Raw genomic sequence first — 10191 nt, forward strand, 5'->3', positions numbered from 1 at the left:
CTCCCCCTTCTGGCTTAGGCCAGCTGGCAGATGTCCAGCACGTTCATGTCGGTATAGTCCTGGTTCTCGCCGGCCATCGCCCAGATGAAGGCATAGGCCTTGGTGCCCGACCCCATATGGATCGACCAGGGCGGCGAGATCACCGCTTCCTCATTGGCCATGACGATGTGACGCATCGCATCGCCTTCGCCCATATAGTGGAAGACGCGGTCGGCATCGCCATCCAGCTCGAAATAGAAATAAATCTCGCTGCGGCGCTCATGGATGTGCGGGGGCATGGTGTTCCACACCGAACCGGGCTTGAGCACGGTCAGGCCCATGACCAGCTGCGCGCTGTCGCAGATGCCGGGGATGACGAGCTGGAAGATGGTGCGCTCGTTCGATTCTTCCAGGCTGCCGCGCTCCAGCGCATTGGCGTCGGCAATGCCGAGCTTGCGGGTGGTGAACGCCTTGTGCGCCGGGCAGGAGGCGAGATAGAAACGCGCGCCGGCGCCGGCGAACTCCACATCCTTGGCGCCCATCGTCACATAGAGGCAATCCTTGTTGCCCAGGGTGAAGACTTCGCCGTCGACGGTCACGGTGCCTTCAACGCCCGAGACATTGACGATCGCCAGTTCGCGCCGCTCCAGGAAGGGATGGCCCGCCGCCGAAGCCGGCTCACTCTGCGCCGGCAGCTTCACCGGCGCATCGGCCACCGCCACGCCGCCGATCACGAACCGCTCGGCATGGGTGTAGTTCAGCACACATTCGCCGTCACGGAACAGCCCGCCGATCAGATAGCGATCCCGCAGCTCCTCGTTCGACACGCACTCCATCATGTCGGGGTGCGTCGCATAATAGGTCTTGTCGAACATCGGGAATCTCCATCTAAACTTTGGGAAAGCTTATAACGGCGCAGGCGGCGAATGTAAGCCTGTTTTCCCGGAATGTGGACTATTGTTCCGACATATGAGGAAAGTCGCCGCGCAGCAGGATGACATGCAGGAAGCGGGGACCATGGGCGCCGCGCACATAGGTGCCCTCGATATCGGTCGTGCCCGACACGCCGGTGATCCAGTAATGGGCGCGCGGTTGCGGCCCGGCCAGCGGCGCTTCCTCCAGCCAGGGGGCGATGTCGGCCACGCGCAGCAGCACCAAATGATGCAGCGTCAGGAAATTGGGCAGCATCGGCGCCTGCGGGCTGGTCTCGAATATCAGCGACCCGGTCTCGGCAATGCCCTTGCGCGCAATCGCCAGCGTCGCTGCCTCATCGGGTGCGGCATCCTGATGCAGGGCAAAGCCGCTCCAGTCGCAGCCCGACAGGCGCGGGTCGGGCGGCAGGCACAGCGCGCGCGCCTCGCCCTGCGCATCCAGATAGCGCGCGACGGCGGCGGGCAGCTCGGATATTGTTTCGATAACGTCATGACTGGCGCTGACGCTGGGCAGGGCCAGCCGCGCCACAAACTCCGCCTCGACATGGGCGACATCGACCGCCGGTCGCTCCGGCGTGCCGAGCAGCGCCGCAGCCTCCGCCGCTATGTCAACTTCGCTGTCATCTTTCAGGCGACCAAGGATGGCCTCGCGCGCATTCATCGGCCGTTTTCCTTGCGATATTGGTCCATGAAGGTCTGCGCCGCAGGCTTGGGCATGTCGCGATAGCGGGTCCAGCCGCCCGCCAGCGGCAGCTTGCTGATCCAGCCCTTGCTGCCCAGCCGCCGCATCGCCCGCACCGCCATGCTGGTGCCCATCCGATAGAGGCGCGGCCGGGTCGCGACCCAGGCCCATAGGCCCAGCCCCGCGCGCAAGGATTGCGGCTCAAGCCCCTCGCGCCAGCTCTTCTCGCGCCAGCCGCGCAGCAGCGTCGGCAGCGGAATGCGCACCGGGCATACTTCCTGGCACTTGCCGTTCATGGTGCAGGCATTGGGCAGGTCGCGGCTCTGCTTCAGCCCGTCCAGCACCGGGGTCAGCACCGCGCCCATCGGCCCCGGATAGGTACCGCCATAGGCATGGCCGCCAATCTGGCGGAACACCACGCAATGGTTCATGCAGGCGCCGCAGCGGATGCAGCGCAGCATCTCGGCCAAGCCTTCCTCGCGCATCCGGGTGCGGCCATTGTCGACCAGCACGATATGCATCTCTTCCGGCCCGTCCCGGTCGCCGGGGCGCCTGGGGCCGGTATAGAAGGTCGTATATTGGGTCAGCGCCGCGCCGGTCGCCGACCGCGCCAGCATCCGCAGCATATGCACGGCATGGGGCATGCTCGGCACGATCTTCTCGATCCCGGCGGTCACGATATGGACGCGCGGCGGGACGAGCGACAGCTCGGCATTGCCCTCATTGGTGACGGTGCAGATCGCGCCGGTGTCGGCAATCAGGAAATTGGCGCCGGAAATGCCGACATCCGCGCCCAGCATCTGCGTGCGCAGCTCGCGCCGCGCGCTTTCCGCCATGGCGGCGATCGTCTCTTCCTCATGTGGGGTGCGATGCTTGGCCTTGAACAGGGCGGACACCTGCTCGCGGGTCTTGTGCATTGCCGGCCAGATGATGTGCGAGGGCCGCTCGTTGGCCAGCTGGATGATATGTTCGGCAAGGTCGGTCTCGACCCGGCCGATGCCGGCCTCGGCCAGCGCATGGGGCAGGCCGATCTCCTCGCCCAGCATCGACTTGGACCGGGCGACGCTCCTGGCCTTCGCCGCCTTGCACAGGGCGATGACGATGTCGCAGGCCTCGTCGGCGGTGCGTGCCCAATGGACCTTCGCCCCGGCGGCGACGGCATTCGCCTCGAACTGCTCCAGATAATGGCCCAGATGGGCGACGACATGGTCCTTGATCGCCGCCGCACGGGTGCGCGCTGCCTGGAAATCGGGAAAGGCGTCGACCGCGACGGCGCGCTTGGCCTCGGCCGTGCCCGCCGTCCGCTCGACCGCAACCTTCAGGATGCGGTCGGCCAGCGCCGCATCGGCGCGATCCTTGAAGCTGGTCGCTTCGGCCGGTGCGCCGCTCATGCCTCTTCCCCGATCGCCGGGCCGTTGCCCATGCCGGCGATCAGCTCGATCGCGTGGAAGGCGCGGACCTTGCTGCCCTGGCGGTTGAGCTTGCCCGCCATGTTCATCAGGCAGCCAAGGTCGCCCGCCAGCAGCAGGTCGGCGCCGGTCGCCTCGATCGCGTCCGCCTTCTCGCCGACGATCGCGTTGGAAATGGCGGGATATTTGACGCAGAAGGTGCCGCCAAAGCCGCAACAGGTCTCCTCGCCGGCCAGCGGCGTCAGTTCCAGCCCGGCGATGGGTTTCAGCAACCGGCGCGGCTGTGCCTTGACGCCCAGCTCGCGCAGGCCCGAACAGCTGTCATGATAGGTCGCCTTGGCCATGACCTCCACGCCCTCGGGCTTCCACCCGCATATCTCGTCCAGATAGGCCATGATCTCCCATGTCCGGCTTGCCACTGCCTGCGCGCGCGGCAGCCACTCCGGGTCATGCTCGAACAGCTCGGGATAATGGCAACGGATCGTGCCGCCGCACGACCCCGACGGCACCACCACCGCCTCATAGGGTTCCAGCGCGACGATGGTCTGCTTGGCCAGCGCGATCGCATGTTCGGTATCGCCGCTGTTGAACGCCGGCTGGCCGCAACAGGTCTGGCCCTCGGGCACGACCACGTCGCAGCCCGCCGCCTCCAGCGCGCGGATCGCGGCAAAGCCGATGCGCGGGCGCATCATGTCGACCAGGCAGGTGACGAACAGGGCAATTTTGCGCTGGGTCACACGCCATGCCTCTTGGCAAAGGCCAGGAACAGGTCGGGCCAGGGCGCGGCCGACTGGGCCTGCGCCGTAATGCCGAAGCCATGGCCGCCATTTTCGAACAAATGGCATTCGGTCGGAATCTTCTGCGCCCGCAGCGCCGCCAGCATGGCGATGCTGTTGTCGACCGGCACTGCCGGATCGTCGATCGCATGGGCCAGGAACACCGGCGGCGTCTGCGCGCTCACATCCTGGTCCAGCGAATAGGCGCGCATCCGCTCGGGCGACGGATTCTCGCCCAGCAATTGCGTGCGCGATCCCTTGTGGACGAAAGGCCCCTCCATCTGGATCACCGGATACATATAGGCGGCGACGGCGGCCTTGATCGGCTCGCGATCGGCGGCATCGACCGGCTTGTAGCTTTCCACCGGCGTCCGGCTGGTCAGCCAGGCGGCCAGGTGCCCGCCGGCGGAAAAGCCGATCACGCCGACCCGATTGGCGTCGAACTTCTCCTTGCCCGCCAAGCTGCGCACCAGCCGCAATGCGCGCTGTGCATCCTGCAGCGGGGCCTCGGCCCCGGCGGCCCAGCCATCGGCCGGCAGGCGATAGAGCAGCACGAAGCAGACATAGCCGGCCTCGGCAAAGCGGCGCGCGATCGAATAGCCCTCATGGCCGATCGCCACCCGGCTGTAACCGCCGCCGGGGATCAGCATGATCGCCGCGCCATTGGGCTTTGCCGGGCGCAACAGGGTCAGGGTCGGGGTGACGATATGGGCGAACACGCCATCGTCCGGCCCGCTGTCGGGCCGGCGCAGCGTCTCCACTTCCTTCACCGTCACATGCTCGCTGCCCGGCGCCTTGCCCGGCCAGATCGGAAAGCGGACGAAGCCCTGGGGCAGCGGAAAGCTCTGCGCCAGCGCCTCGCCCATCGGCGCAAGCGCGGCAGCAACGGCGGCGCCGGTCAACAGGCCGCGACGGTCAAGCATGGTCATTGGCATTCGGTCCTTCCCAGCGGCGTGGTCCGATTAAGTGCCGGCCGGCTCGCCAGCACCTTGGCCGAAATCGGCAGGTTCAGCGCCTTGAGGCCACCGGCGACCAGATCGGCGACATTGCGCGCGCCCAGTTCGCTGAAATGGGTATCGTCGTCGATCCCCTTGGGGAAGCCGGGCATCTTGTCCTCCGCCTTGTAGTGGAGGAAATAGGTCTTTGCCTTGTCCGGCCCGGCCCGGTCGACCCAGGCGCGTGACAGCGCTTCCAGATCGATGATCGGTACATTGGCGCTCGCCGCCAGTTCGCGCATCACCGCGGAATATTCGGCGAAGTCGGCCTTCGCCTTGCCATCGGCGCCAAAGCTGCGCCGCGTCACCGGCGTCACCAGCACCGGCGTGCCGCCGGCCCCGCGCACGTCCCAGATGAAGCGCAGCAGATTGTTGCGATAGTCGGTCTGCGCCGGCGCCCAGCGCTGCGGCTTGGCGCGATAGGCATCATTATGGCCGAACTGGATCAGCACCGTGTCGCCGGGCATCAGCTCGCTCATCAATTTCGTCCAGCGCCCTTCCTCGATGAAGGTGCGGGTCGACCGCCCACCCATCGCATGGTTGGACACCCGCACCTCGGGCGACAGGCCGCAACCCAGCATCATGCCCCAGCCGGTCTGGGGATAATTGCCCTTCTTGTAATTGGCCGCGGTCGAATCGCTGGCGATCAGGATCGTGTCGCCCGGCTGCGTCGCCAGCGCCGGCAGGGGCGTGGCCAGCAGGGCGAGGGTGGCGGCGGCTTTGGTGACGATCCTCATCGGCGATGTCCTGTTTCCTGAATACCGTCATCCCCGCTTTCGCGGGAATGACGGCGCTCAATATCTTATTGCAGGTTCACATACATGCCGCCGTCGACCAGCAGCGCCGCGCCGGTGACATAGGCGGCCATGTCCGACGCCAGGAACACGATCGGCCCGGCCAGGTCTTCGGGTGCGCCCAGGCGGCCGAGCGGTGTGCGCTTTTCCATATATTCGCGCTTCTCGACATCGGCCAGGTCATCCTTGTTGATCTCGGTCAGGATGGTGCCGGGCAGCACGCTGTTGCAGCGGATACCATATTTGCCGAGGGCAATGGCCGTCGACTGCATCAGCGAATGCACGCCCGCCTTGGTCGGGGTGTAGTGGGTCTGAAATTCGCCGCCAACCAGCGCGGAGATGGAGGAGACCGCGACGATCGACCCGCCATGGCCCTGCTTCACCATCTGCTGCGCGGCGGCCTGCACCATGAAATAGGCGCCGTGCAGATTGACCTTGAAGGTGCGCTCCACCACGTCGACCGGCATGTCGAGGAAGCCGTGGAACGGGCAGATGCCGGCATTGCTGACCATCACGTCGACCTTGCCGAACGCCTCGACCGCCTTGGCGACGAAGTCCTGCGCGGTCTGCGGATCGGCGACATCGCCCTTCACCGCGATCGCGCGCTGGCCCAGCGCCTCGATCTCGGCGACGCAGCTGGCGGCCGGGCCGTCGCTATGGGCATAGTTGATGACGACGTCGGCGCCATGCTGGGCGGCGCCGATGGCGGCCGCCCGGCCGATGCCGGTCGATGCGCCGGTGACGAGGACGGTCTTGCCTTCAAGCAGCTTCATGCGAGCATTTCCTTGGATTAGCGCCGCACCGGGCGGCGGGGGGATTTGACGCCGGGGGTCCAGCCCAGGTCGGCGCTGACCTTCTGCGCGGCGGCGCGGACCTCGTCGCTCAGCGATGCCATGCGCTCATCGTCCATATATTGGGCGGCGCTCGACAGGCTGATGGCGGCGACGATCGCGCCCGACGCATCGCGGATCGGCGCGGCGACGCAGCGTATCTGGTCCTCATTCTCTTCCAGGTCGAACGCGCGCCCGGCCGCGACATAGCCGCGCATCCGCTCCAGCCATGTCGCCGGGTCGGCATCATGGGTGCCGTTCTCCCGCTCGCTCTCCAGCAGCCGGGTCCAGCCTGCCTCCGGATCGTCCAGCATCAGCGCCTTGCCAAGGCCGGTCGATGTCAGCGGATGACGATCGCCGATCCGGCTCGAAATCTCGACCCGGCGGCGACCGGGAATCTTGTCCAGATAGAGCGCCTGGTCACCGTCCAGCCGGCCCAGATGCACCACATCCTCGCTCGCCGCGGCCAGCGCTTCCAGATGGGGGCGGGCAATCTGCACCACGTCGGCCTGGCTCTGCGCCAGGAAGCCGAGCTGCAGCAGCTTGGGGCCAAGCTGATAGCCCTCGCGCGGCAGGAAGGTCAGGAAACCGCGCTCGACCAGCGCATTGGCGAGGCGATGGGTGGTGGAGCGCGTCAGGCCCATGCGCTCGGACAGGTCGGCGAGCTTCACCGGCCCGTCGATCACCTGGTCGAGCAGGTCCAGCCCGCGCTGAAGGGTCTGCGACCCCTGCGTCTTCGACTTTTCCTCTCGCGGACCCGATTCCGGGTTTGACGTATTTTGTCTCATCTACTAACACTCTATCCCACAAAATGAGAAAAACAAGGGTGTAGGAGAGGCGGGACGCGATTCTTCCCCTCAATTGCCCCACGTTGTGCGCATTTTGTCCATATGGTGGAAGTGTTATTGCCCATCCCCTTGCGATGGGTCTGGCCCAAGGGAGTTTCAGCGTGCCCATCGTGACGTTGCCGAAGATCAAGCATGTCCGCGCCTTCACCGTGCGCGGCGGCGGTGCCGATTATCATGACCAGGGCGAAGGCCACTGGATCGACGATCACATCGCGACGCCGATGTCGAAATATCCCGAATATCGCCAGTCGCGGCAGAGCTTCGGCATCAATGTGCTCGGCACCTTGGTGGTGGAGATCGAGGCGGAAGACGGCACCATCGGTTTCGCTGTGACGACCGGTGGCGAGCCCGCCGCCTATATCGTCGAAAAGCATCTCGCCCGCTTCCTCGAAGGCCGGTCGCCGACCGACTATGAGAAGATCTGGGACCAGATGTATTTCTCGACCCAATATTATGGCCGCAAGGGCCTGGTCATCAACGCCATCTCGGGCGTCGACCTCGCGCTCTGGGATCTGCTCGGCAAGCTGCGCCAGGAACCGGTCTATCATCTGCTCGGCGGCGCGGTCCGCGACGAACTGCAATTCTACGCCACCGGCGCGCGCCCGGACAAGGCGAAGGAATTCGGCTTCATCGGCGGCAAGATGGCGCTGCACCATGGCCCGGCAGAAGGCATTGAGGGCCTGAAGAAGAATATCGCCGAACTGGCCGACATGCGTTCCAAGGTCGGCGATGATTTCTGGCTGATGTGGGACTGCTGGATGGCGCTTGACGTCGACTATGCCACCCGCCTCGCCATCGCCGCGCATGAGCTGGGTCTCAAGTGGATCGAGGAAGCGATCAGCCCGGACGATTATTGGGGCTACCAGCAGCTCAAGCGCAACGTGCCCAAGGGCATGTTGGTCACCACCGGCGAGCATGAAGCGACCCGCTGGGGCTTCCGCATGTTGATGGAAATGGATTGCTGCGACATCATCCAGCCCGATGTCGGCTGGTGCGGCGGCGTGACCGAACTGCTCAAGATCAGCGCGCTGGCCGACGCCCATGGCAAGATGGTCGTGCCGCATGGCTCGTCGGTCTACAGCTATCATTTCGTCATCACCCGCCACAACTCGCCCTTCGCCGAGTTCCTGATGATGCATCCGGGGCCGACGGAAGTGGTGCCGATGTTCCACCCGCAATTGCTGGGCGAACCGGTGCCGGAAAATGGCCGCATGAAGGTGACCGCGCTCGACAAGCCGGGCTTCGGCGTCGACCTCAACCCCGACATCGCGATGCACCGCCCCTACACCCACTGATCGCCTGAACAGAGAAAGACTGATCCCATGAAATTTGTTCGTTTCGGCCAGCGTGGCCAGGAAAAGCCCGGCGTGATCGATGCCGAAGGCAAGATCCGTGACCTCTCCGGCGTCGTCGCCGACCTGACGATCGAGAGCCTCGCCGCCGCCAAGGGCGTCGACATCGCATCGCTCCCCGTCGTCGATGGCGACCCGCGCTATGGCGTGCCGGTCAAGGGCATCGGCAAGATCGTCGCCATCGGCCTCAACTATGAGGACCATGCGATCGAATCCAACCTGCCGATCCCGACCGAGCCGATGATGTTCATGAAGGCGCTGTCGTCGCTCAATGGCCCCAATGACGAAGTGATGCTGCCCAAGGGCGCGACCCATGGCGACTGGGAAGTCGAACTGGGCGTCGTCATCGGCGAAACCTGCCGCTTCGTGTCGGAAGAAGATGCGCTGTCGAAGGTTGCTGGCTATGTCCTCGTCAACGACGTGTCGGAACGCTTCAACCAGAAGCAGCGCGGCACCCAGTGGAGCAAGGGCAAGGGCCATGACACCTTCTGCCCGGTCGGCCCCTGGCTGGTGACCGCCGACGAAATCGGCAACCCGCAGGATCTCGACATGTATCTCGACGTCAATGGCGCGCGGATGCAGACCGGCAATACGAAGACGATGATCTTCAACGTCGCCCAGCTCATCTCCTATGTCAGCGAATATATCACCCTCTATCCGGGTGACCTGATGATCACCGGCACCCCTCCGGGCGTGGGCGAGGGCAAGAAGCCCGAAGCCGTCTACCTCAAGGCCGGCGACGTCATGGAACTGGGCATCGCCAAGCTCGGCAGCCAGAAGCAGAATGTCGTGGAATGGCGCCACCTGGGTGACGAGGTGCTCGGATGAGCGTCTTTTCCGGACGCTATGAAGGTCGCTGCGCCATCGTCACCGGTGGCGCCTCGGGCCTGGGCAAGCTGGTTGCCAAGCGCATCGTCGAAGAAGGCGGCAAGGTGGTCCTGTGGGATCTGAATGCCGACGCCCTCGCCGCTGCAAAGGATGAAGTCGGCGCGACCCATGTGGTTGCACTCGACGTCTCCGATCAGGCCGCCGTCGCCGCCGCCGCCAAGGCCAGCGCGGATGCGCTCGGCAAGATCGACGTCCTCGTCTGCTCGGCCGGCATCACCGGCGCGACCGCCACGGTGTGGGACTATCCGGTCGACAGCTGGCAGCGGGTGATCGACATCAACCTCAATGGCCTCTTCTACTGCAACCGCGAAGTCGTGCCCTTCATGCTCGAAAACGGCTATGGCCGGATCGTCAACCTCGCCTCGGTCGCAGGCAAGGAAGGCAATCCCAACGCCAGCGCCTATTCGGCCAGCAAGGCCGGCGTCATCGGCCTCACCAAGAGCATCGGCAAGGAACTGGCGGGCAAGGGCGTGATCGCCAATGCCCTGACCCCGGCGACCTTCGAAAGCCCGATCCTGGAGCAGCTGCCGCAGAGCCAGGTCGACTATATGCGCTCGAAGATCCCGATGGGCCGGCTTGGCCTGGTCGAGGAATCGGCCGCCATGGTCTGCTTCATGGCCAGCGAGGAATGCAGCTTCACCACGGCGTCGACCTTCGACACCTCGGGCGGCCGCACCACCTTCTGATCCAGCCCTCTACGCGGCGC

The 10191-nt window shown here is 65.3% G+C and carries 11 protein-coding genes; 3 read left to right on the top strand and 8 right to left on the bottom strand.

The window, feature by feature from the left end; all coding sequences use genetic code 11:
* Positions 1–14: 14 nt before the first annotated feature.
* The 8 genes from kduI to U0025_RS20270 form a co-directional block, all read right to left on the bottom strand.
* Positions 15–854 (bottom strand): 5-dehydro-4-deoxy-D-glucuronate isomerase, encoded by an 840-nt coding sequence (gene kduI / locus U0025_RS20235; protein WP_004209335.1) that lies wholly within the window; start codon positions 852–854, stop codon positions 15–17.
* Positions 855–933: 79 nt separating this feature from the next.
* Positions 934–1572: a LutC/YkgG family protein gene (locus U0025_RS20240; protein WP_004209336.1), complete on the bottom strand. Its 639-nt coding sequence runs from the start codon at positions 1570–1572 to the stop codon at positions 934–936.
* Positions 1569–2984, bottom strand: coding sequence for a lactate utilization protein B (locus tag U0025_RS20245; RefSeq protein WP_004209337.1), 1416 nt, complete (start codon positions 2982–2984; stop codon positions 1569–1571). The genes U0025_RS20240 and U0025_RS20245 overlap by 4 nt, the downstream gene beginning before the upstream one ends.
* Positions 2981–3739: a (Fe-S)-binding protein gene (locus tag U0025_RS20250; protein ID WP_004209338.1), complete on the bottom strand. Its 759-nt coding sequence runs from the start codon at positions 3737–3739 to the stop codon at positions 2981–2983. The genes U0025_RS20245 and U0025_RS20250 overlap by 4 nt, the downstream gene beginning before the upstream one ends.
* Positions 3736–4707, bottom strand: a complete 972-nt coding sequence (locus U0025_RS20255) for an alpha/beta hydrolase (protein WP_004209340.1) — start codon at positions 4705–4707, stop codon at positions 3736–3738. Before U0025_RS20255 ends, U0025_RS20250 begins: the two co-directional genes overlap by 4 nt.
* Positions 4704–5510: a rhamnogalacturonan acetylesterase gene (locus U0025_RS20260; RefSeq protein ID WP_004209341.1), complete on the bottom strand. Its 807-nt coding sequence runs from the start codon at positions 5508–5510 to the stop codon at positions 4704–4706. Before U0025_RS20260 ends, U0025_RS20255 begins: the two co-directional genes overlap by 4 nt.
* A 65-nt stretch (positions 5511–5575) precedes the next feature.
* Positions 5576–6340 (bottom strand): SDR family NAD(P)-dependent oxidoreductase, encoded by a 765-nt coding sequence (locus U0025_RS20265; protein ID WP_004209342.1) that lies wholly within the window; start codon positions 6338–6340, stop codon positions 5576–5578.
* A 17-nt stretch (positions 6341–6357) separates the two neighbouring features.
* Entirely contained in the window at positions 6358–7185 is an 828-nt protein-coding gene (locus U0025_RS20270; RefSeq protein ID WP_004209343.1) for an IclR family transcriptional regulator, read from the bottom strand.
* 134 nt (positions 7186–7319) lie between these two features.
* On the opposite strand from U0025_RS20270, the gene rhmD reads away from it, so the two are divergent.
* The 3 genes from rhmD to U0025_RS20285 are packed head-to-tail and all read left to right on the top strand — an operon-like array spanning position 7320 to position 10171.
* The gene (gene rhmD, locus U0025_RS20275) at positions 7320–8540 is read left to right on the top strand and encodes an L-rhamnonate dehydratase (RefSeq protein ID WP_004209345.1); all 1221 of its coding nucleotides are present in this window, start codon (positions 7320–7322) and stop codon (positions 8538–8540) included.
* A 27-nt stretch (positions 8541–8567) separates the two neighbouring features.
* Complete coding sequence (locus tag U0025_RS20280) at positions 8568–9425, top strand: fumarylacetoacetate hydrolase family protein (RefSeq protein WP_004209346.1); 858 nt, start codon at positions 8568–8570, stop codon at positions 9423–9425.
* The gene (locus U0025_RS20285) at positions 9422–10171 is read left to right on the top strand and encodes an SDR family NAD(P)-dependent oxidoreductase (protein WP_004209347.1); all 750 of its coding nucleotides are present in this window, start codon (positions 9422–9424) and stop codon (positions 10169–10171) included. Before U0025_RS20280 ends, U0025_RS20285 begins: the two co-directional genes overlap by 4 nt.
* Positions 10172–10191: the final 20 nt, after the last annotated feature.

The sequence above is a fragment of the Sphingobium yanoikuyae genome, assembly GCF_034424525.1.
GTDB classification, from domain to species: domain Bacteria; phylum Pseudomonadota; class Alphaproteobacteria; order Sphingomonadales; family Sphingomonadaceae; genus Sphingobium; species Sphingobium yanoikuyae.